Source organism: Pseudoneobacillus rhizosphaerae (assembly GCF_917563885.1).
GTDB lineage: Bacteria > Bacillota > Bacilli > Bacillales > Cytobacillaceae > Pseudoneobacillus > Pseudoneobacillus rhizosphaerae.
Genome location: NZ_CAKJTG010000006.1, coordinates 177,172 through 200,279 on the forward strand (window position 1 = coordinate 177,172; position 23,108 = coordinate 200,279).

Consider the following 23,108-nt stretch of genomic DNA (forward strand, 5'->3'; position numbering starts at 1 on the left):
AAATATAGTCAGTTCAGAATAATTTTCTCCAACTATTATTATATCTTATGAACACCTTTACGCTTAATACTATTAAATTAAAGGGAGTACCACTTAATGGAAAAAACGAATTACATGGAATTATGTCATTTTTCAATCGAACATGTAGATGTATTAAATTCATTTGAACTACCTGTAGAACAAGAACAATTCACCGCGTTACCAATCAATTATCAAGCAGTGACTGATGGTCAATATCGAATGGTAATTCTTTCAGGTCATGAACCAGTAGGCTTTTTTTTGTTACACTCAACTGATCGAGTAAAAGAATATTCTAATAATCCTAAGGCAATGTTACTAACTTCATTTTCTATTAATCATAAGAATCAAGGAAAAGGTTTTGCGAAACAAGCAATGTTATTACTAAATGAGTTTGTTAAGTCTGAATTTCCTAGCTGCAATGAAATTGTATTAGCTGTTAACCATAAGAATATTACTGCTCAACAACTGTATTTAAAAGTAGGATTTCAAGATACTGGAGAAAGAAAAATGGGACCAATCGGTGAACAGTTTATTATGAACTTAAAGCTGTAAAAAACATAGCTGTGACCGCTTGAAAGAAATGACACAGTTGTTGCTAAATTAATTGGGTCTTTTTTTTCCAATTTGAAACGTACATTTTTACATGGAGAAGCATATATGATTGCGTATTTAGTAAGGTTAGACCTTGTTTTACTGTTTCTAAAAGTATTCAATGTATGAATTGGCACTATATTAGAGAATCATTAGTTATGTATACAAACTAATATTTATGCATATTTTTAAAGTTATCTTTGCTGCACTAACTAGCAGGTTAGTTGAACAAATTGGAGAATATTTATACTGCATGTATATGATTAATTGATAAATTGGAGGATTTAATGGAAGACATTAGGAATATTATAAGACAAAGTAAAACGCTTGTTGGACCTTTCCCAGAATTTAATATTAACGAGGCATCAGAATACCCTCATGAACAATTTTTAGAATGGTTTCAAATGGCAATTGATAACGGAGTACATGAACCCCATTCAATGACTCTTTCAACAACTGACCATAATGGTTTTCCAGATGCACGTGTTCTAATTATAAAAGATGTTGACCAATATGGATGGTATTTTGCATCAAGCTCACAAAGCGAAAAAGGAAAACACATTGAGGATAATCCCAATATCGCCTTAACTTTTTATTGGTCATCAATTGGAAAACAAGTCAGAATACGAGGAATAGCAATAGAGATGGATAAAGAACGGAGTGCTAAAGACTTTTTGAATCGGGGTACTGTTGCTCGAGCAATAGCTTTGCTTGGCAAACAAAGTTCAATTTTAAAAGAACAACGTGAATTCGAGGAGGCTTTAATCAAGCAAATTGATAGTTTGCAACATAATCCAACTTTAGTGTCTCCTTCTTGGACTTTGTATAGAGTAGTTGCAAAAGAGGTGGAGTTCTGGCAAGCAGATGAAGACCGCAAGCATATAAGATTAAGATATAAATTAGAGGGAGATAAGTGGTTAAAAAACCTATTATGGGCTTAGTTTGTTTTTGCTTCCTGTTTGTTTCTGATATTCTATTTCCTTCTTAAACAAACGGGTAGCTTTTTTTCTATAACAATTGATCTTATGTAGCCCAAAATATGCAGGATTTTATTCGAATCCTTAGCGTATTGGACTTTTTAGTTTATTTAAGGGCATTAAAGGAGCAGATAGTTTTACAAAATTAAATAAATGTGACATCCACATAATTGTATATTTCTTATCCACTCTATAGATAATATGAGAGATTAACTAAAGGAGATGATCAAGATGGAGACAAAGGATAATTTTTTAACCGGAGCTAAAGTAACGAAAGATAATCAAATTTATGGAACGCCTAATAGCAAGAGCAAAAATGGTACCGGTGACTCACCAAACGATAATGTCAGTAAGAATAAAAAAGGACTTGGGCAGTAAATAACACGCAATAAATATACCTGGATGCTATTTTTATACCACTAGCTTTTAAAAAAATTTGGCAGGTAAACAACAACTAGTTAACAGGAACTGATTGGCGATGCTTTTAGGATGCATCGCCATTTCATTGTTAAACCAGCTAATAGAAGCTTCATCCTTAAGGAAGTAACGGAGGCATTTATCCTATAACAAACAATCTAAAAGTGCCCAATATATACAAGGTTTTGGTTTTATACATAGCCTTATATATTTTGAACCTTTATACGTGGTAATTAAAGTAATTAGAAATTTAGTGAGAAGAACCATAGTTCATTAACGTACAATTGACCCAAATTGTGCAGTGAAAAAGGAACATAAAATGTTCCTCCGTCACGATAGCTCGGTAAAATATTTCCTTGTAGTTAACCAATGTGCTATTAGAAAAATAGTAAAGTATATTGGAATCGAGTAGTAAAAGTGCCAAATTATAGGTTTATATATTTTCAACCATACAATTATTGGTTCTCCTATATAAGCCGTTAATAATCCGAATAAAATTCCTTTTAAGTAAGGGGAAGAATTGGGTTTGAATTGTATTAAACTCATTACAACAACTGGCATTAGTGCAACATCATAGGGGAGGTAAGCTGGGATAAGTGGTAATACCTCAAATCTGTATGACCAGAATCCTAACTGGACACCAATTGAATCAAAAGAAACTGAAACTACCATAACAAAAAAGCCTGCTGTTAACAGCCTGTATCGACTTTCTTTTTTGTGAGTTTTATACCAGAAAAGCCATGTTAAAATTGTAAGAACAAATCCAAACCACCAACGCCATGTGAACAATACTTCTTTGCTCCATAGGTCAATGATTCGTTGCATTAATTCTGGAACTTCAGAAGATAACTTATCAAGTTTTTCAATAGTACTCAAATTTTTCACCCAATCAATTTAAATCAAAACATTATTAGTATTAAGCAAATATTTAATAAAAATACTTATCAAATTAAAACAACTAATTAACAATTCGAGAAAATTATGAAATAATTTGGACCGTCCTTGTGCGGCTAACGGGGGCGGTTCTTTAAGAAGGGGAAATGCCTTTTATATTAAAGTAATAAAGTAAAGGGGCAGAAGAGTTGAACAATAGGCTAGATATTTATTTTAAATTAGGAGTGTGAGGGGGGAGAAGATTGGAATACAATGCAAGAACTCAAAGAGTAGTTTTAGGATTTTTTTTAGTAATAACAGTAGCATCAGCTCTGAGATATTTCATAGGCGATATAGTATTTGATTTAATTTTTTATCTTCAAATTTCACTTGCTTTATTCATTTTGTTGTCAATCTTTATCCGATTTATATTTGTGATAGATGAGAATTATTTGACATTTCAAACATTATTCTTTTCAATTCCTTTTCAAAAGGTATTATTCCCTAATCAAATAAATCAGATAAAATTTAAACGTATTGGTTGGTCTACCAAATGTGCAATTATACAAATCAAAAAAGGGTTTAATGTTCGAATTGTTAATTTTACTCCCAGCAACCTATTTGTAGATTTAATTGATTTTGCTAATGAAGAGGGTATTTCAATATCTAAAACAAAGGATTATCTGATTTAGAAAAATAACCTTCTTGCACTAACGGGTGCAATCGTTACAAAATGATCTATTTTTATAAGCCGAAAATATACAGGTTTTTATACATAAACCAACAAATTTTCGGCTCAATGGATTAAAAATATTTCCTATATAAATCCTCTCTAAGCCTTCCACTTAATTGTGCATAGATTCGAGTGGTTTCACTTTTCTCATGACCAAGCAGGCTTTGAATGACTTCAAGTGGGGCACCATTATTTAATAAATTGGTTGCATAGCTGTGTCTTAGTTGGTGGGGATGAATTTCTTTGTTTATTCCAGCCCGTTGTGAAATTCGCTTTATGATGTTTCTCATTTGAGCAATACTCATTCGATGAGGAATACGTTCCGTAACAAAAACTGCTTGGTCATTATCCTTACGCTCATCAAGGTAACGCTTCAGCCAAATATCACTCCTATCATTAAAATAGACTTCTCTTTCCTTATCTCCTTTTCCTCTTACAGTCACTGACGGATTGGACCAATTAACACTGTTCTTATCAAGCGAAACAATTTCTCCAATCCGACAGCCAGTAGAAAACATAAATTCAAATAAAGCTTTCTCTAATGGCGTTAAGCAAGCCTCTCGTAAATGTTCTTTTTCTCAACTTGGGAATCCGTTTTCCCACTTTTGGTTCTTTAATTTTAGCTGCAGGATTCTTTTGGATATGTCCTTCCTCATGACACCACCGAAAAAGTGATTTAATAAATCGGATTCGATGAGCTAGACTTGAAGGCTTCAGACGCTCACTTGACTTTGCTAGATATTCTTTTAATTGAACAGTAGTTAAAGTATCAATTTCTACATCTTGAATAAACTTGATCAGTAAATCAGCCTGAAGGGATAAGCCTTTAGAGTTTGATGTGAAAACCCTTCAATTCGTTTATCAGCTTCATAGTTTTCCCAAGCTTTAGATAATTGCAATATAATCCCTCCAAAAATAATTGTCTATCAAAGGAATTATCGCCATAAAAATCGAATTGAAATACAGGAACGATTATTAAGCTAACGATGCATTTAGTTGAATATAATGTCTCGATAAAATAGGGAAATTAGATACGGAGGACGATAACGTTCAGAAGAGGTGGGAAATTGATAAAGATTTTGATAGGAATAACGTCTCTAATATTTATAATTATTGGTATCATCCATGGTTTTTGGGCATTTGGTGGAAAATGGGGAGTAAGTACGGCCCTTCCAACTAAAGATGAAAGTGATTTTCCAGCTTTACGACCAAGAATGCTAGGTACACTTTTTATTGGATTACTTTGTTTTTTTGCATCTGTACTTCTATTAGTTCAAATAGATTTAATCACAGTCATCAAATCCTCCCACCTTTCAAAAGGGCTTTGTATAGTTGGAGGAATTGTTTTCTTGTTACGAGCTATTGGTGAAGGAAAATATGTGGGATTCTTCAAGAAAATCAAACATACAAGATTTGCAAAACAAGATACTGCCTTCTATTCACCACTTTGTGTATGGATTAGTGTAATTTTCTTGATAGCATCATTTATATGAGATTTCGCCAACATATATATTGGCTATTGTGCTAAAGATGCAGAATACTTGAAGATGCATAGTTCAAACTAAGAGTAAAAAAGTGGTGATTATTTAGGCAAATGTACATTCAAATATTGATTGTTGGTATATTAATATTCCTAACTGTATTCTTTAAGGACAAAGCGAACAGGAGGAAACATCTTCTAAGATTTATTTATTTTGTTGTTAGTTTCTCTATTTTCTATTTTTTATTAGATTTATTGTTAGACAGGACTTTGTGATTTTTCACTAACAAGTGCTTTTTTCTCAAACTTTAAAATAATCCAAAATATACAGGAATTCATACATAATTCCCGAATATTTTGGTTTTTTTGTGTATCTAAGGTTCTGCTGAAGAGCAGCTTTACCAGCTTAAATATATCCTTTATTAAAAATTTTTTTTGAAAATAATGTAACATTATCACAAGATAAACGTGTGAATAGTGTGGAGAGGTAAAGAGGGGGTCATATGCGAAATCAACTAAAATTAACAAATTTATATAAACGGTATGCTAAGACTCTTTATTTTTACCTATTAAAGCTAAGTGGGTCTCCGCAGCTTGCGGAGGATTTAACGCAAGAAACGTTCGTTCGTGCAACTATTTCTCTTCTTGAACTACCCACCACTTATCAACCTCACGGTCTGATTGAAGTGGGGGGTTCCTAGAAACTCCATTCTATCGAACAGATATTGATTAGGCGATCCCTGCCGTTCCGACAGTTAAGAGACGAATGGCCTCGTTTCTAAGATTTAATCCTGCGTTAATGTCCCTTTGGTGATGGCTTCCACAAGAAGAGCAAGTCCAATTACGCAAAGCGAGATTCTTAACGTCTTTATTTTTTTGACCACAACAGGAACAGAGCTGACTACTGGCAAAGTTTTTGGCCACGACGACAACCTGCTTGCCGTACCACTCCGCTTTGTATTCGAGCATTGTTCTGAATTGTGACCAAGAAGCTTCACTAATGGCTTTTGAAAGATGACCGTTTTTAAGCATATTACTCACCGACAAGTCTTCCACGCCAATCACGTCGTGGTTTTTGACGAGATAGGTGGAAACTTTGTCTAGGTAATCCTTTCTAGCATTTGTTATCTTCTCATGGATACGAGCAATCTTAACCCGTTGTTTATGCCAATTGGAACTGCCTTTTATTCGCCTAGAAAGAATACGTTGTGCTTTTGCCAATTTCTCTTCCAATGTGCGAAACCATTTGGGATTACGGAATATGGTTCCATCTGAAAGCGTCGCAAAATCTTTAAACCTAGATCAACCCCAACAGCAGAATCCGTTTTGGAGTATTCTTGTACTTCTGTTTCCACAAGAATGGATACAAAGTACTTTCCACTTGGATTCCGTCTAATCGTAGCGTTTAGGATACGTCCGGTTACTTCACGACTTTTCGCAAATCGAACCAGTCCAAGCTTTGGTAATTTAATGTGTTTGTCCAATAAAGCGATATTGCCATTGGTATGTTTGGTTGTATAAGATTGAACTTTATTCTTTTTACTTTTAAATCGTGGTTCTTTATTTTGTTTCTTATAATAGCGTTGGTAAGAGTCAGCTAAGTTTTCAACGGATTTTTGAAGTGAAATGCTATCTACCTCTTTAAGAAAAGGATAGTGTTCTTTAAGCTCACGAACAGCTTTAACCGATTCGTATTTATTGAAGAATTGACCTTTCCAATTGTTTGAAGGTAATTGACCATTTTGTTTCATTTCCTCAACGATGTACCAATACGCATCCTTCTCTTTCTGTTTACCAAGAAAGAAGTTGAAATTGAATCTTGAACAACCGATGGTCTTATTTATTAGCTCGACTTGTTTACCATTTGGAAAGATGCGAAATTTAAAGGCTTTTTTGACCATCATGATTCTCACCTCACATATACGGAACGTTTGTTCCTATTTATATCATGGTGAGGAAGGTTTTGGCTATTGCCAACCGAAATTCATCTCCCTCTTACCGCTGGGCTAAAGCCCCACACGCACCTGAAGAGGGAGTCTTCTTTCGGTAAATGATAAATATGATGGTGAAGAGGCGCGTGCATGGTTGTTTAAGGTAGCTCGAAATGCGTATTTAGATGAATGGCGAAAACAAAAGCTGAGGAAGTCAACTCCTTATTTATCCCTCTTTACTTCAAAAAAAGAAATGGTCAGTCCGTACGGGCTTCCAGAAGAAACCGTGTTAATGAAAGAACAATGTAAACAATTAGAGGATTTATTACACTTTTTACCTGAGCAGTATAGATCAATCCTATATTTACGAGAGTATGATGAATTTAGTTATCAAGAAATAATGGAAGCATTGCAGCTAACAGAGGAACAAGTGAAAGTAACACTTTTTCGAGCCAGAAAGAGATTGGCAAACCTTGCTAAAAAGAAAGGATGGGAGTATGACAGATTGGAATAAAGATTTAGAAAAACGAATTTTAAGAAAGTCACGATTCACCTTGGCGTTCAGGATAATACGAATTTTGCTTGCGGTGCTGTTGGTTTATGGAATATACATGATGATCACTAATATAATTGTAGATAAGTTGGATATAGGAAAGAAAAACATGTATTATTCCAGTCTTGCCCTTGAGTGGACTGTTCCCAATGTACGTGGGGATTTCAATATTAAAGAAGAAAAAGTGACGATATTCGGTACGAAACGATTGTCGTATAACCTACTAAAAAAGGTTGGGCTAAAGGATGTTGTGATTGGTGAAGCGCAAGTAAAAAAGCATCTATCCAATCGCCATTCCAATATTACCTATTCACATCCAGGATTACAAAGATTAAGTGAGTTTTCGTTTTCGCTACCAGAAGATCCCAGGACAGATAGGAAGTTGGAAGGAAATACTTCCCCTCATGTATGGGAGACATTAGAGATGCTACCTGAAGGGACGGTTGGAGAGTTAGCATTTTCTACTACAAGTTTTATGGAGTCAGAAGAGCTAATTGAAAAGTTACATTCTTATGATATTCATATTTTATGGATGCCACTCTACACAGGGGAATTTGTGAACTATGATCCATACGGTTGGAGTGGAAATAATAATTTGATTATAGTTTCAGATATTATTGGTTTAACAGGTGGAATGGATCGTGGCGAAAATTATCGTCAATCTCATCGGATAAGTAGGTTGGATGAAGATTCAATAAAAGAAAGCAAACAGTTAATGTTAGAAAATATGAAAGACCTATTAAATACATCAAATAGTTATTATGAACAGTTCTTGGGTCTAGGACATTTAGATGAAAAGTATCAATATTTACAAAAGGAAGGATTCATAGTATATGGAGCTGTTGTTACAGGTCCCGTCAAAGAATTATTAAAACTTCAAGATGCTCCATTTATTCAAGGGGAGCAGTTAGGCGAAGTAGAACTATGGGATTGGGAACTAAGTGGCCAATAGAATCTTTCGAATTAAGGTATTGAAATAAGGGGGTTGCAGCTCCTATTCTTATGTAAGAAACGGGGGCATTTCTTCATTTCCATTAAGTAGTTTTTCTGAAATTAAAGATGGTAATAACCATAATTATGGGATAATGGTAGAAAAGAATTATAGGGGGGATGTTATGATTTTTGTTATTGCTTATGGAACTCCAATTATTGCAATAGTATTTTTTATGAACTGTATTTCCATTGCTAAGAAATTGATAAAAGGACAGGATGTTCATAATCAAGCTATTCTTAATGGATTAATGTTTGGGTTTATTATTTTTTCTATTATTTGGTCTGCTCTTTTAACCGAATGATATAAATCATAAATTGTTTTTTTGTTAAATCTTACCTTGGAGTCTATGCTGAAGATATACATGTTCTTATTCATTTCATGTATATCTTCAGTTTATTTTTTTCGCATTATTAAAAGAAAGAAATTCTTCTTATTAGGAGAATATTTAAAGAAGGATTTTTAATTTTACTGAAGAATATCATTCTGTAACTAAGCTCTTGGGGGTTAACTTATCATTTTTCTTATTAACAAAAGTGACACACAAAAAAATTAACGTTGAGTATTAAAATAGGGGCGATACATTTGTTTAGAAGAACTTCTCCAAAAATTGAGGCTGTAAACTCAATTTCAGAGTTAAGAAAAGTAATGATTGGTGGATTGGAACAATGGTTGTTAATAAGAGGAGAAAATAAAAATAATCCTTTGTTGCTATTGGTTCATGGTGGACCTGGTGGTGCACAAATTGGTTTTAATAGAGATTATCAACAAGACTTAGAAAAACATTTTATTGTGGTTAATTGGGACCAAAGGGGAGCGGGTTTATCTTATTCGAACAATATCCCAGTGGAAACTATGAATATCAATCAATTTTTACATGATTTGATTGATGTAACAGTTTATTTAAAAAGAGAATTTCAAAAAGAAAAAATAATTTTAGTCGGGCATTCATGGGGCAGTATTCTAGGCATGTTAGCTATACATAAATATCCAGAGCACTATATTCATTACTTTGGTGTTTCTCAGGTAGTAAATTTAGCCAAATCAGAAGCATTATCATATGACCTTTTAGTGGAAAAGGCAATCGAACAAAATCATAAAGAGGCAGTAAAAAAGCTAAAGGAAATAGGGAAACCTCCTTGGGATCAATTAAAATTTGATAGGATACATCAAAAATATACAGAGGAATTGGGCGGTGGGATGTCTCATGATGGCAAATTGGTGAAAGAGATGGCAAAAAAGTTAATCAGAAGTAAAGAATACACGTTTTTCGATGTGGTAAGACATGTAAAAGGTCAATTGTTTAGTATGAAAAACATGATTACTGAACTTAGAAAATTCGACTTAAACAATGAAGTACAAACTGTCCATGTTCCAGTTACAATTATAATGGGCAGGCATGACTTAACGGTTCCTCACCTACCAACACAAGAATTCTTTGACCATCTTCAGGCACCAAGTAAAGAATGGGTGTATTTTGAACAATCTGCTCATTCTCCTAACTATGAGGAGTTGGAGAAATTTACAAAAAAAATTATTGAAACGATTACTTATTATTAATTGTGGAGCAATGAACTTAAGATACGAACGGGGGCTATCCTTCCATAAGAACGGTTTAAATTAAGACAATGACATTTATGTTTAATACAAAAATTTGAATATTATTGGTTATTTTTACATGATCGAGTATAGGTAGCAGGTTGAATTGAGAATTGTATAGGTTATTCCAAATGTGTTCTGTTACTTAATTTTTATCGTTTTTTCTGCTTTTGTTGTTACGAACTGGAAAGGATTAGAAGAAATAAATAGATTATCTATTTGGGTAATAGTAATGCTTGTCCTGTTAGCAGTATCAATTTTCGGTAGTTATAGGATTTGGGCGTGGATAAAAGATGGAAAATTGTAAATTGCCATTAGTAAGTTAACGGAGGCTAAACGGAAAAGGTTATTAAACTAAAGACAGGCTTATCTTCCTTAAGTATTAATCTATTAAGCCGAGAATATACAGGAATCATCCCTTGTATGCTCTCGGTTTATTTATTTTATAGTTAAATGTATAGATACATTGAGTTTTCTATCCAAGATTATCAAAAGATCGTTTTTTCAGGGTCTTCCTATCCTTAATGGATTCTAATTATTCTTTGGATTTAGGGGGAAAATAAATTTAAATTGTTTACGGGGGGGCCAATATGAAAAAATTATTTCTGATAACAGTATCAAGCTTGTTACTCTTTTGGAACGGGATAGGCCCAACTTTATTCGTAAAAGCAGAAATCATAGAAAATAAACTCGATATCATTCATAAATTTGTGAATGCTTTTAGTAAGAAAGATAAACAAGAGCTAAAATCTTTCGTTGACCCATCCGTAAAAATACCGGAAATTAGAGAAAATACACCCATTGTAGGCATTCAAGGCTTACGTTCTCCGGAAAATGATAAGATGGTTCTTCTTGGTCGTTTTGAAGAAGAGAAGGAAACAGGCATTCAACGAATTGCCTTCATATGGGAAGTGACCGTTCTTCATAATCGCATATCCAATATTCGCGTCGTAGCTGATGCTGCAAATCCATTTATGAACGAACAGAAAGTTTTTAAAGAATATAAAGAGAAATTTAAAAAAGAAATCCTTCTGCCATCTCATTTTCCTTATACAGTTACCCATGTAAACGGGAAAATATCGGGGAATAAGTTCAAATTGAACTACATCAACCGTGAATTAATGGGTATTTTACAAATTGAAGCCATGCCTCAACAGAAAGTTCATATGGGAGTATTAGATAGCAGCTACCAACCAATCACAATTGAAAATGGATTAAAGGGCATGTTAGGAAAAACGCCAACGGGGTATGAATTAATCTTTAAATACGATGGAATGGAATACCATCTAAAAATTCATGAAGTAGACGGTGGTAGCTATAGAGCAACCAAAAAAGATTTGATACATGTCGCAAAATCTCTGTTTATCCGGATGAACATCAAATGAAAGGTTTGTCGAGATGAGTAAATACCAAATGATTGGTTTTCTAATGCTATTGATCTTATTTAGTCATAATAACCAGGTAAATGCGGCTTAGAGGGTGGTGACCAACCACATTATAACAAAATTATCCATAACTGTTGAACTAATTAAAGATGTACAGATAGAAAAGGGATTTAGGGAGTGGAGAAATTTGAATAAGTCTAGGATATTAACCTGCATATTGATATTCTTTTTATTCCTTCAAGTAACTTGGGGAATCTTATATTTTCACAACAACTTGTCTAACTTTTCTACACAAATTGTAAGAGTATTTTGGTTTTTCACAGCTATTGGCGGTATTATTATTGGTTTAATCAACAGTAAAAAACAGAATAAATTATTATTAGCCGCAATCACTATAATAATTAGTATTATTATGATCGGACTTTGGTTATTAGGGTATTTAATCACAAGGATGTAATAAATATTTTTTCCACTTTTATTAAATAGGTAATGGAGTACTTTTCTTCCCTCAGCAAGATTCAAAACCTGTCAGAAGTATGCAGTTTTTTATTCTAGCTGTATAATTTTGGTTGGTTTATTTTTCATTGTAAAAAGCAAGCAGGTTACTACAAGAATGCTATGTTACAATGAAACAGGAATGGAGTTTTTTGGAAGGCGTATTTCGAGGGAGTGAAAATAGATGCCGTTGACTTTTGCTCATCCAGCAGCAGTTTTACCTTTTTCAAGGAATAGTAAATATGTAAATTTTTTAGCGATGGTATTAGGAAGTATGTCACCTGATTTTGAGTATTTCTTACGTGGAAAGCCGTATGGCGAGATTGGTCATACCCTTATAGGATTTTTCATTTTTAATCTTCCTATCGTTATAATTGTTTATTTGATTTATAAGACATCTATACATAGAACGTTATTTAGCCATTTGCCATATATTTTGCAAGACACCTATTCTCAAAAAATAAGTTCAACAAAGTTGTTAAAAGTAATAGTATTCTTATATTCGGCTTTGTTTGGAATGCTAACCCATGTATTCTGGGATACTTTCACTCATATAGTAGGTTATATGGTGAGGAACTTATCAATACTTACTTATAATGTTCACATTTTTGATTTTAACATTCCCATCTTTAAATTCCTTCAGCACGGTAGCACAATAGTTGGTATCATTGCAATCATAGGATATATGTACTTTAGAACAGCAAAGAATAGATGTATAGATGACGTGAGTACAAGACCAAAACAAAAATGGTTTTATTGGGGGCAATTGGCATTGTTAACTATACTTTTATTTTGTTTATGGTATTTCATCGATAAAGTTTCGATAGAATCCTATGGTATTATCGTTGTCCGAATAATTGATTCAGCTTTGATTAGTTTGTTAATTGTTTCATTATATTTTAATCATTTAATTAGAACAAAAATAGCAGAGTCTTTATTAAAGTAACGGGTGCGTTCCTTCATTAGTAAGAATCAAAATCAGCCGATATTATGATAGCGTGATTGTGGAAAAAGAATAGGGGAGTTAATTATTAGATTTCAATAAAGGGGGAAGTAATTAATGAAGCTTCCTAATGGAATAACAGGTTTTTTGTCTTCAGCTTTTTTTGCCCATTTTAGAAAAATGGCAGGTAATACAAGCGATAACTTGTATATATCAAGTATAAAATCAAAAAATACTGAGGACATAACTAAAAGAAGGTTGTGAAATCCTTGGTTAAAAAAAGTCTTATGATATTTTTAATTCTATTTATTCTTTTTCCATCTTTATCAGTTATTGGGGAATCAAAAGATAACACAGTATCAGCAATATTAACCGCCAAAGTAATAATAGGTCTTGAAGAATATGGACCACCAATAAGTAAAGCTCGAGTTATTGTAATCAATTCCTTTGGTGAGGTTATTGGATCTAAACTAACCAATTCAGATGGAGAAGCAAAAATACCTATTACAATGAATAAAGATCCAAGGTTTCCTATGAAAAACATGGGGGAAGTAACAGTCATAGCAGTTGCAAATGGATTTAACGAGTATATCGACTTCAGCGTTCCGATCAATGAAAATAACGATAATACAGGAAGAGTTTTTATTCCACTTTGGAAGATAGATCCAATCAGAAGAAATGAACCCCAATATAATAATGGAAGTTATCATCGTTTTACTGTTTTTAAAATGCTTGACTATTACGCTGAGAAATTGGGGTTAAAAAGACAAGAGCTTACCGTGGATATTGGAAAAGAACCACCTTGGAGTCCTGAGTTAAAGAAATAAAATGTTAGGGAACTAACGATGGCGATTATGCCATAATATGTTCATGGTGAGATCCGAGATTATACAAGTTTTTATTCATAAAGACTTGTTTATCTCGGCTTTTTTGTCTTAACAGAATGAAGGTATTTGCAAAAGAGATATGGAATATTTTAGAAGGGGTGCTATAAGCAATTAATGAAATGGTTGGTTAAGTGGAATTTTTCAAGAAATCTACTTTTTTAGTATTAATAAGCTTATTCTTATTTGTTTGTGGTTGTTCCAATAAAATGATTTCTTTAGATGAAAATCAAAGTTACATCTGTTGTTATTACGAAAAACATAAATAAATAAATACGGAAAACTAATTATTTTACCTCTGAAAGAACCTCTTTATAAATTTGTAGTATCAACTTCTGAAAAAATGAAGGAGTTTTACAAAAAGCAAACAGAAGCTATCCTTATATATTCACCAAAGGATGATATAGTTGTTATGAAAAGAAGTTTATGAAACAATTGAAACTTTCAAAGAATTTCTGAAGTGAGCAAAGCGCATCATAAAATCGAGGTGTAAAACTATGAAAAAGAAAGTGATTTTAGCTGGAGGAACGGGCTTCATTGGTCAATATTTTGAGAAACAATTTAAAGAATTAGGCTATGATGTGAAACATATTTCAAGACAGCCACAGCATATATCTTGGAATGATAAAGCAGCTATTATTGATGCATTAGAAAATGGAGAGTTACTGATTAACCTAGCTGGAAAATCAGTGAATTGTCGATATAACGAAGCGAATAAAAAGGAAATCATGAATTCTAGGTTGGAAACAACTAAAATACTTGGTGAATCCGTTTTGTCCTGTAAAAATCCTCCGCAACTTTGGATCAACTCTAGTACAGCAACCATATATCGACATGCGGCGGACCGTCCGATGACAGAAGCAAACGGTGAGATTGGTTCAGGTTTCTCAGTAGATGTTGCAACTAACTGGGAAAAAACCTTTTATTCTTTCAGTCTACCGAAAACGAGGCAAATTGCCTTAAGAATCGCCATTGTATTGGGTAAGGATGGCGGAGTAATGACGCCTTATATGAATTTAGTTAGGTTTGGTCTTGGTGGTATCCAAGGTTCGGGTAACCAGATGTTTAGTTGGATTCATGTTGAAGATCTATTTAGGATCGTCCTTTTCTTGAACAAAAGAGAGGATCTTAGTGGAACATTTAATTGCTCGGCTCCAGAACCTGTTAGTAACCGAGAGTTCATGAAAAAAATGAGAAAAGCAATGAATATGCCGATCGGTTTGCCATCTCCCAAGTGGTTACTCGAAATCGCTTCTGTGATGATTCGAACGGAATCGGAATTGGTTTTGAAAAGTCGATGGGTGTTACCGGAGAGATTGGAAAGAGAAGGATACAGGTTTACATTTAATACGCTTGATAAGACTTTGCAGGATATCCTTTAATACGTGCGAAGGGTTATACGTGGATTATATGGAGAAGTTTCTCATGCTCCCACCTTTTTATAGGTTTGAGAGCATGAGACTGCATCCTTTCGTGCATTAAGGAGCGTGAGAAACGTGAACTCTGCATCTTTTAAGTGTCAGTAAAATATAGAAGAGCTTTCACTTTCTAAAAAAAGTAATATCGAGGAATCGCAAATATAAAAATTGAATAAAAGTAAAACGATAACTCTTCTTTGTGAATGTATCTAGATTTGATGTGGCGGGATTACGGTTCCCTAGTTATCTGGTTTCAAAGCGAAACTGAATTTACAAAATCATAAATTTCACGATAAACCTCATTCAGTTGGTCAAGAACCATTAAATGCTTAGAGCCAGGAATGATTTTCAATCGAGTTTGTGTATATTTACTTGCTTCTTCAATATAAGCTAGCTTAGTATGCAAATGGTCTTCTTTTTCCGCAGGCAGGAAAAGAATAGGACAAGTTATTTGGCGATACAGATCCTTGTAATGTAAGTCGCAAACCATGGCCATAATCTGTGTATTGATTCGAACAGGGATTTGATAAGAAACTTGCCCGTTTTCGATTTCATATATCGAAACAAATTTAAACCACTCTTCAAAATATGTAGTCCAGATTTCTTTTGGAAATATACTTTCGACATACTGAAGGATTTCTTCTTTAGTGGCAAAACTTTTAATCTCTCTATTCCTAAACTCTTCCAAAACTTCAACTTTGCTAATCTGTCTTTCGCCATCAACACCTATATAATCAATCATCCCGGAATCAATATTCGTTAATGAGATAACTCTATCTGGGTACATTGCCGCAAAGGCAGTTGCGATATCTCCACCTAACGAATTCCCGACAAAATGAGCTTTCACAATCTCTGAAGCATCCAACACTGCAAGAATATCAGAGCAATAGGTTTCAATATCATAGCCACTTTCTGGCCGGTCCGAATGACCCTGTCCACGTAAATCCATCAAAATCACTTGATAATCTGAAAAATGGTCATCAACGTTACGCCAAACTTTAGAAGAACTACCTTGGGGATGTAAAAAAACAATAGCCTCTCTTGACTGATTCACACTCTCATAAAACTGAATTTTAACACCGTTAGTGTCTACTATTCTTTCAATCATCTTTTTTTCGCTCCTAAAAACTGAAATTTCCTTACTATAACATGACAAAAACCTAATTAGTCTTGTCAGAGCCTTGCTATAGAACCAATCATTTCATATAACAAAAAGTATATATACAAGGATATTTTGAAACTGATTGTTCAGCACTTCAGAGATTTGCTGTTCAGAAATGTTTGCGGACATTGGTTCCTCTAATTGGTTATATAGCCAACATTATAAGTGTTTGCGGACTAAGAATCCCTCTATTTTATGAAAATGGGGTATATTTTATTGGAAATTTGTAATTAACGGACTATGTGTCCTCAATAGTACAAAAGAAGCCATAATTGTTCAAGTTAGGGATTCTGTGTCCACAAAATCAGTAGCGACATTATTTTTAAAGTAACTTTTTTAGTTTTATCTCTTTCAACTTTTGATACTGCTCATCAGGCCACCATGCACCTCAATCGTCTGATACGACGCATGCTGCACATTTTTCTAAATCATAAACCTTCATTCCAGTAATAGGTGGGGAATATAGATGAAGAGTAACTAAGTCGGTTTCGTTCGAAGCTTTCATTTTATGAATTCCCTTTTTCGGAGCAAAATATATTTTCCCTTTATGATGAAACTCGTGAAACAATTCAGTAGGCAGTCCATTCTGACTAATCTCATAAACCGTATTTAAAGATGTACCTGAAAGTACTTGAATCCAACCATGTGAATCACCATGATCATGAGGTGCACACTCTAATTGTGACCAATTCATCACAAGCATCTCAACTTCCTTATTTTTATAAAGAAGCTTTCGATTATAGGGTTTACCCTCGAATGGTTCGGGCAAACTTGCTAGATCATTCACTGTGATATCTAATTGCAAAAGAGCATTTTTTAACTCTGTTTTAGTTGGGCTTATTAAGGAATCTAGAACATTCTCTAACTTAGTTGTTAAAGTCATCAGACGTCCTCCTATTGTCATTTTGTCTTATTAAGATTAAATAATATGCGCACTAGTTGACCGTTGACAACAATCACTCCAAAAATAATAACAATTCCCCCAACAACATTTATGAAAAAAACCTTTTCATGCAAGATCAAAACCGCTGCTATCAACGTGGTAATAGGCTCTAAATATAGAAACATCGAAACCTTAGAAGCTTCCAATACTTCAAGCGCTTTCCCCCAATACCAATAGGCAATCCCTGATACAAACACTCCTAGAAATATTAAATGAGACCATTCCGTATAGTTTAAAAGAGATAGTGCTTCCCACCCTTTAGTACGAATGATAAAAGGTGTTGTAAGTATTAATCCGATAAGACTCATATAAAACGTTACAACAAGAGGGGGATAAGGTATTTTTAATCTTTTTACTAACACAGAGTAAACAGCCCAATTTAATGTACTTAATAACATAAGTATGAATCCAATATTGATTTGGATCTCAAAGGATTGACCACTTCCTGAAGTGGTGACTAGTACTACTCCAAAAATCGCCAATATCATCCCAGCAGCCTTTTTGATAGTCATCCTTTCATGTAAAAATAGCATGGAAAGTATGACCGTAAAAATTGGGGAAAACGAAATGAGCCATCCGGCAGAAGATGCATTAATGGCCAACAAGGCCGTTGCTTGGAGAACTTGATGAACAAATACTCCAAATACGCCTAATACGATTAAATGCGGAAGGTACCTAAGGGAGACTAATAAGCGATTACGCTGTAATAATATGATTGACAACAAAAATAATGCTCCTATTCCAAACCGAATAACTATTATAGAAAAGGGATCAAGCTTTTCTAAAACAGCCTTCGTCGAAACAAAAGAAACTCCCCAAAAACTAATAGATATCAACGCATATAACGATGAAGTTAACTTTCCACTGAAATTTGCCATCCTGAGCATTCTCCATTTGAAAAATAGATTTTTATTTAATCATATGCTTGTCCTAGATACCTTAGTAATAAGCATCATAGTTTTAATGGGTAAAAATAAATTAAACGTAGTTACAATGAAATAAGTGGCTGTATTTTCAAGGCGAACAAATGTCCTTTGTCGGTACCGGAGACCTAAATTTTGAAGAAGGTAAAAGGTAACAGTATTTCTAAAGTTAACACATCATAGGATAGAGTAATTGAAGCGGGGGTGAAACCGTGAATAAGTGGTTAAAGGCGGTTGTTCTCATTTATCTTTTTATGCTGTTTTTTGGGAGTTTTATTGCGGTCGGAATTTTGTGGACAGGGGCAATAGAAGATACGCTACCATTTATCCCTAAATTAAAAATTTTTCTATATTATTTTTTTGCTGGTGCAATCGGTGCGTCATTACGTCATCTTTATATGTTTTGTTCCCATTATATGAAGGATGAATTAACCGATTATAGAGTTTGGATTATGTACATTTTCTATCCGATTTTCGCTACCGGTACAGCAGTTGTAGCGGTTACTTTAATTCAGAGTGGAGTATTAATGATTGAATTTGTAGATTATAAAGAGACTCCATATGCACAGATTAGCTTTGCCTTTTTCGTTGGCTTTGGTTTCAATCGATTTTTACGAAAATTAAATGAAATATCTCAAAATATGTTTGAAACGAAAAAGGAAAACGGCAGAGGAGTTAAGGGTTGAATTCTGCTACCGATTATAGAATGAAGATTAGGGAGTTGGTGTCTAATTAATATTCTTCAGTACCCGAACTAATAAATAGAGGGAGAAATTTCGCTTAATTAGCAAATAGCATTGAAAAAAGCTTTAATAAACGGAGAGATTCCGCCTATGAACTCAAAAAACGGGAAATTCGGGGATTTTGCTTGGCATAAGCGGAAAACCTACCCTTATTTAACCAAAAACGAGCTCCATTCTGAATTTAACCGGAAAATCTCCGCTTATTTTTTACTTTAGCTGTTTATACATTATTATAAAACACTGGTATATTTGTCCGATTTGCAAAAAAAGCTGGAATACGAACTCCTTCTTCCTCTCCTCTCTCTATCGACAAGGCAAGTGTCGATAAACGAGGGGACCTGTCACCAAAAAAACGAAAAACCCACCCGGCATGTTTTTCGGGCAACATATATAAAAGATACCAATTAATACATAGAGCTGCCTCAGCATTGCTTCACGCAAGTAATGTAAATACTAAAAATTCAATTATGCCCGTTTATTCATTAATGAGACCGGAAAATGGGTTGAAGACTATGTAGAATTTGTAAAACTTTCTCATACTTCCCGAAAGAAGGATTAATAGTAAATCGAGTAATAAGAGATTAATTCTCAACTGACTGGATATCGTAATTTGGTTTAAAGTTCTAGGTAAATTAAATTATGTGTTGATGTCTTTATTAATAATTTGCTCTCATATATTCAAATAAAAGAATATATTGGGGGAATCATTTTGGAGCAATTTACTCAACAATTAAATGCATTGGCTAATCGTTTTGAAAAAATTAGAGAAAATATTCTTACAGAAGAGGCAACGAAGACATCACTTATTTTACCTTTTATTCAGGTGCTTGGTTATGATGTCTTTAATCCACAAGAACTGGTACCAGAATATATCGCTGATGTAGGAATAAAAAAAGGAGAGAAAATTGATTACGCGATTATGCAGGGAAATGATCCAATTATATTAATTGAAGCTAAAAGTATTAATGAAAAATTGGAAAAGCATGATTCGCAATTATATCGTTATTTTGGAACGACTAAGGCAAAATTCGCTATTCTTACTAATGGAATGGAATACAAATTATTTACTGACTTAGATGAGCCAAATAAAATGGATGATAAACCGTTTTTTACCTTTAATTTACTTGATTTAAAAGATAGTCAATACTATGAAATTTCCAAGTTTAGAAAAAGTGATTTCAATATTGAAAATGTGCTAAACAGTGCATCAGAACTAAAGTTTACAAATGCGATAAAAATCCTCTTATCAAGGGAATGGGAGGACCCTAGTGATGAAATAGTTAAACATATTTTGAATGATGTTTATCCCGGAGTAAAGACAAAGAAGGTAATTGATAGTTTTAGAGATATTGTAAAAAAATCAATGAGCCAATTTATTACGGAAAAAGTAAATGAAAAACTACAGAAAGCATTAAAATCGACTGCTTCAGGAGAGCAATTAGTTCAGAGTGAGCATTCAAATGAGGAAAACGGATCAAAAGAAATAGATAATAAAGATCAAGTAATCACAACTGAAGAAGAAATTGAAGGATATGTCCTAATAAAACTCATACTTAAGGAGTTCATTGACCCAACAAGAATTTATTATCGTGATAATAAAAGCTACTTTAATGTTTTATTAGATGATTCTATACGAAAATGGGTGTGTCGCTTAGGTTTTAATTCGACTAATAAGTATATCCAGCTGAATGATGAGAAGAAAACTTTTTTAAAAATCGATTCTGTTAACGATATTATGAACTATAGAGCGGAAATAGTAAGTGTTGCCAGACAGTTTGATAATACCTCTACACTGTCGAGTACTTAACATAAAAAAAATTAATAAAGCAAGTGTTTCAGGGGACGGTTTTCTGCTTCAAATGGAGCATGGGACAGTTCCTATTTTTTATAGTTGGAAAAAGTATTTTTTATGAATTGATACTAGTGCAAGAAAATCTGAATATATTTTCTTGACGTAGTATCACGAATTGTAAATCAGAGTTTGTAGCCGCATAACCTCACATTATCGGAATATTACAACTAATAATTGAAATTGTGGTAATATTGAGGAAACGAAACCCTATTCGACAGGTCAATTTAGTCAGTTAATTAGGAATTGGGGGGATAAATATCAACTCAAGAAAAATGATGAAAAATGTGTTTCTCTTATTATTTATTGTTTCACTTAGTTTTAACTATTATCAACATCGACAAAACAATAATTTTAAACTATCCATCGGGTCAGAATATCTAAACACTGTTAGAAACACTGTTTTTGACTTAGACGGACCATCTACTTTTTGGATAGAAGAATTAAAAAAGGATAAAGGCGATGTCCTGTTAGAGCGGCATATAGGTGAGTTACAAGCGAATGCCATTAATTTTAATAAAATCGGTGGAAAGTACCAAATCATAGGAGTTCAGCTTCAACATATATCGAATTTGTATTGGGATTTGTCAACGGCAGTCAAAAACAAGGATAACGATAAAATTATTGACCTCAACAGCCAGATAGAAGAACATAAAAATTTTATCATCAAAGTATTGAAACAAGTAGATAAAAATTTAGGGGATAATCAAATCTTATGGTATCGCGAACTTTCTAACCCAAACTCCAAAACTTCCAACTTATTTTGGAACGAACTAAAAGCATTTGAAAGTAATAATAAAAATTAGTGTTTTTCTTGATTTTGCTTAAGGCTAAGTGTTCAGAAGGCACATTAGAGATTCATTTACTTTGAGTCAAAAGGACGATTATTCTGCTTTATTCATGCAGAATAATCGTCTTTTTTTTTCAATTTTTATTTAGAAATAACTAGTTGGAATCGGTTACTAGCCTTGTACCTATACTTATCTGGCGAATTCTCTAATGATGTGAGCGATATGGGCTATTCCCTCGACATAGTCACTAATACGAATACTTTCATTCGGTGCGTGCAAGCGGGAGTTGACCCAGCCGACACCGGTGCTAACAATCGGTATTTGCAGTAGGTTTCCAAAGTCAGCCATCGGTCCTGTACCAGCATTATTTGGAGAGAGAATGACCTCTGTTTGGTAAATCTCCTCCGCGGTTCGTACCATTAAACTAACAAACGGGTGGGAAAGGTCTGAGCGATAAGGTCCCACACTATTCAACAGTTTGATTTTTACATCCGAGTAGCCATTTTTAATTAAATGTGACTGGATACATTGAAAAATATGCTCTGGATTTTGACCAGGCACAAGACGACAATCAAGCTTTGCTATAGCTTTTTTCGGTAAAACGGTCTTCGATCCCTCACCATAATAACCACTTTCAAAGCCACAAATCGTCATCGTTGGGTTTAACACCAAAGCTTCATTAGGATTTTCAGCGATGAACGGCTGCCTCAAACCATATAGCTCTTTAATTGCTTCTTGATCAAAAGGAATTTTAGTAATATAGTTTTTTTCAATTTCAGTAGGGGGCTGTATCCCATCGTAAAATCCTTCTACTAGAATTTCATTCTCGTTATTTTTCATAGAAGAAAGAGCATGATTTAGCCGCCAGGCTGCATTTTCAACGATTGCCCCAAGTTTAGAATGTAAGTCCATGTCGGCACTTTCACACGTTAACTCCATGTACGCCATACCTTTTACACCCGCCATTAGCTGGACTCGATCCTTCTCATCACGATCTGCATGCTCCCAAATACAGGCATCAGCTTGAAGTAGGTGTTTATATTTTTCTAAATAATAGGCAAGATTTGGGCTGCCAATCTCTTCTTCACCTTCAATGATGAATTTCACATTACAAGGCAAGCCTCCAGCCAAATTCTGTAACACCTCAATCGCCGTCAAGCGCGCCATCAAATCGCCCTTATTGTCAGCTACGCCTCTAGCAAAAAGCTTGCCATCTCGCTCCGTCAAATCAAACGGAACCGAATCCCATTCTTCCAACGGATCTGGTGGCTGAACATCATAATGGTTATAGAACAGTAATGTCTTATTACTATTCCCATTTGGACCCGCCTCGAATGTTGCCAAAATGACAGGATTACTACCTGGACATTCATCAAGCACCTGTACCTGACCACCCAATCGTTCAA

The 23,108-nt window shown here is 34.0% G+C and carries 22 protein-coding genes and 3 pseudogenes; 18 read left to right on the plus strand and 7 right to left on the minus strand.

What is annotated here, in order from left to right:
- Positions 1-96 precede the first annotated feature (96 nt).
- From LRP83_RS06875 to LRP83_RS06885, 3 genes are all read left to right on the plus strand, one after another.
- Complete coding sequence (locus tag LRP83_RS06875; RefSeq protein WP_230495949.1) at positions 97-573, plus strand: GNAT family N-acetyltransferase; 477 nt, start codon at positions 97-99, stop codon at positions 571-573.
- Between the two features lie 326 nt (positions 574-899).
- Positions 900-1,553, plus strand: a complete 654-nt coding sequence (locus tag LRP83_RS06880) for a pyridoxine/pyridoxamine 5'-phosphate oxidase (RefSeq protein ID WP_230495950.1) — start codon at positions 900-902, stop codon at positions 1,551-1,553.
- A gap of 267 nt (positions 1,554-1,820) precedes the next feature.
- The gene (locus LRP83_RS06885; protein WP_230495951.1) at positions 1,821-1,967 is read left to right on the plus strand and encodes a hypothetical protein; all 147 of its coding nucleotides are present in this window, start codon (positions 1,821-1,823) and stop codon (positions 1,965-1,967) included.
- A 369-nt stretch (positions 1,968-2,336) separates the two neighbouring features.
- On the opposite strand, the gene LRP83_RS06890 is transcribed toward LRP83_RS06885, so the two are convergent.
- A complete protein-coding gene (locus LRP83_RS06890; protein WP_230495952.1) occupies positions 2,337-2,891 on the minus strand; it encodes a CBO0543 family protein in 555 nt (184 codons plus the stop codon).
- Positions 2,892-3,142: 251 nt separating this feature from the next.
- Between LRP83_RS06890 and LRP83_RS06895 the strand changes: the two genes are divergently transcribed.
- Positions 3,143-3,571, plus strand: a complete 429-nt coding sequence (locus LRP83_RS06895; RefSeq protein ID WP_230495953.1) for a hypothetical protein — start codon at positions 3,143-3,145, stop codon at positions 3,569-3,571.
- Between the two features lie 112 nt (positions 3,572-3,683).
- On the opposite strand, the pseudogene LRP83_RS06900 reads toward LRP83_RS06895, so the two are convergent.
- Positions 3,684-4,511: pseudogene (locus LRP83_RS06900) on the minus strand (tyrosine-type recombinase/integrase).
- A 168-nt stretch (positions 4,512-4,679) separates the two neighbouring features.
- Between LRP83_RS06900 and LRP83_RS06905 the strand changes: the two are divergent.
- Complete coding sequence (locus LRP83_RS06905) at positions 4,680-5,105, plus strand: DUF3995 domain-containing protein (RefSeq protein WP_230495954.1); 426 nt, start codon at positions 4,680-4,682, stop codon at positions 5,103-5,105.
- Between the two features lie 490 nt (positions 5,106-5,595).
- Positions 5,596-5,793, plus strand: coding sequence for an RNA polymerase sigma factor (locus tag LRP83_RS06910; RefSeq protein ID WP_230495955.1), 198 nt, complete (start codon positions 5,596-5,598; stop codon positions 5,791-5,793).
- A 28-nt stretch (positions 5,794-5,821) separates the two neighbouring features.
- Here LRP83_RS06910 and tnpB read toward each other — a convergent pair.
- A pseudogene (tnpB, locus tag LRP83_RS06915) lies at positions 5,822-6,996 on the minus strand (IS200/IS605 family element RNA-guided endonuclease TnpB).
- Between the two features lie 157 nt (positions 6,997-7,153).
- On the opposite strand from tnpB, the pseudogene LRP83_RS06920 reads away from it, so the two are divergent.
- The 8 genes and pseudogenes from LRP83_RS06920 to LRP83_RS06955 form a co-directional block, all read left to right on the plus strand.
- A pseudogene (locus tag LRP83_RS06920) lies at positions 7,154-7,537 on the plus strand (sigma-70 family RNA polymerase sigma factor); the annotation flags it as partial.
- Positions 7,521-8,528: an anti-sigma factor gene (locus LRP83_RS06925; protein WP_230495957.1), complete on the plus strand. Its 1,008-nt coding sequence runs from the start codon at positions 7,521-7,523 to the stop codon at positions 8,526-8,528. The pseudogene LRP83_RS06920 and the gene LRP83_RS06925, both read left to right, overlap by 17 nt.
- A 163-nt stretch (positions 8,529-8,691) precedes the next feature.
- A complete protein-coding gene (locus tag LRP83_RS06930) occupies positions 8,692-8,871 on the plus strand; it encodes a hypothetical protein (RefSeq protein ID WP_230495958.1) in 180 nt (59 codons plus the stop codon).
- A gap of 281 nt (positions 8,872-9,152) precedes the next feature.
- A complete protein-coding gene (locus LRP83_RS06935; RefSeq protein ID WP_230495959.1) occupies positions 9,153-10,127 on the plus strand; it encodes an alpha/beta fold hydrolase in 975 nt (324 codons plus the stop codon).
- A 629-nt stretch (positions 10,128-10,756) separates the two neighbouring features.
- Positions 10,757-11,551 carry a hypothetical protein gene (locus tag LRP83_RS06940; RefSeq protein WP_230495960.1) on the plus strand — a complete coding sequence of 265 codons (795 nt, stop codon included), beginning with the start codon at positions 10,757-10,759 and terminating at the stop codon, positions 11,549-11,551.
- A 679-nt stretch (positions 11,552-12,230) separates the two neighbouring features.
- The gene (locus tag LRP83_RS06945; RefSeq protein ID WP_230495961.1) at positions 12,231-12,992 is read left to right on the plus strand and encodes a DUF4184 family protein; all 762 of its coding nucleotides are present in this window, start codon (positions 12,231-12,233) and stop codon (positions 12,990-12,992) included.
- A gap of 284 nt (positions 12,993-13,276) precedes the next feature.
- The gene (locus LRP83_RS06950; protein ID WP_230495962.1) at positions 13,277-13,816 is read left to right on the plus strand and encodes a hypothetical protein; all 540 of its coding nucleotides are present in this window, start codon (positions 13,277-13,279) and stop codon (positions 13,814-13,816) included.
- A 554-nt stretch (positions 13,817-14,370) separates the two neighbouring features.
- Positions 14,371-15,255, plus strand: a complete 885-nt coding sequence (locus LRP83_RS06955) for a TIGR01777 family oxidoreductase (RefSeq protein WP_230495963.1) — start codon at positions 14,371-14,373, stop codon at positions 15,253-15,255.
- A gap of 289 nt (positions 15,256-15,544) precedes the next feature.
- On the opposite strand, the gene LRP83_RS06960 is transcribed toward LRP83_RS06955, so the two are convergent.
- From LRP83_RS06960 to LRP83_RS06970, 3 genes are all read right to left on the minus strand, one after another.
- Positions 15,545-16,399: an alpha/beta fold hydrolase gene (locus LRP83_RS06960; protein WP_230495964.1), complete on the minus strand. Its 855-nt coding sequence runs from the start codon at positions 16,397-16,399 to the stop codon at positions 15,545-15,547.
- A gap of 442 nt (positions 16,400-16,841) precedes the next feature.
- Positions 16,842-17,336, minus strand: a complete 495-nt coding sequence (locus tag LRP83_RS06965; protein ID WP_230495965.1) for a cysteine dioxygenase — start codon at positions 17,334-17,336, stop codon at positions 16,842-16,844.
- A gap of 17 nt (positions 17,337-17,353) precedes the next feature.
- Positions 17,354-18,274 (minus strand): DMT family transporter, encoded by a 921-nt coding sequence (locus LRP83_RS06970; protein ID WP_230495966.1) that lies wholly within the window; start codon positions 18,272-18,274, stop codon positions 17,354-17,356.
- A gap of 257 nt (positions 18,275-18,531) precedes the next feature.
- Between LRP83_RS06970 and LRP83_RS06975 the strand changes: the two genes are divergently transcribed.
- From LRP83_RS06975 to LRP83_RS06985, 4 genes are all read left to right on the plus strand, one after another.
- Positions 18,532-19,005: a hypothetical protein gene (locus LRP83_RS06975; protein WP_230495967.1), complete on the plus strand. Its 474-nt coding sequence runs from the start codon at positions 18,532-18,534 to the stop codon at positions 19,003-19,005.
- A gap of 443 nt (positions 19,006-19,448) precedes the next feature.
- The gene (locus LRP83_RS23365) at positions 19,449-19,580 is read left to right on the plus strand and encodes a DUF6946 family protein (protein ID WP_435531332.1); all 132 of its coding nucleotides are present in this window, start codon (positions 19,449-19,451) and stop codon (positions 19,578-19,580) included.
- 191 nt (positions 19,581-19,771) lie between these two features.
- Complete coding sequence (locus LRP83_RS06980) at positions 19,772-20,869, plus strand: type I restriction endonuclease (RefSeq protein ID WP_230495968.1); 1,098 nt, start codon at positions 19,772-19,774, stop codon at positions 20,867-20,869.
- Between the two features lie 317 nt (positions 20,870-21,186).
- Positions 21,187-21,717 (plus strand): hypothetical protein, encoded by a 531-nt coding sequence (locus LRP83_RS06985; RefSeq protein WP_230495969.1) that lies wholly within the window; start codon positions 21,187-21,189, stop codon positions 21,715-21,717.
- A gap of 174 nt (positions 21,718-21,891) precedes the next feature.
- Here the strand turns inward: LRP83_RS06985 and LRP83_RS06990 are convergent.
- Positions 21,892-23,108: M20/M25/M40 family metallo-hydrolase (locus LRP83_RS06990; protein WP_230495970.1), on the minus strand; the 1,217-nt coding region annotated here is incomplete at its 5' end.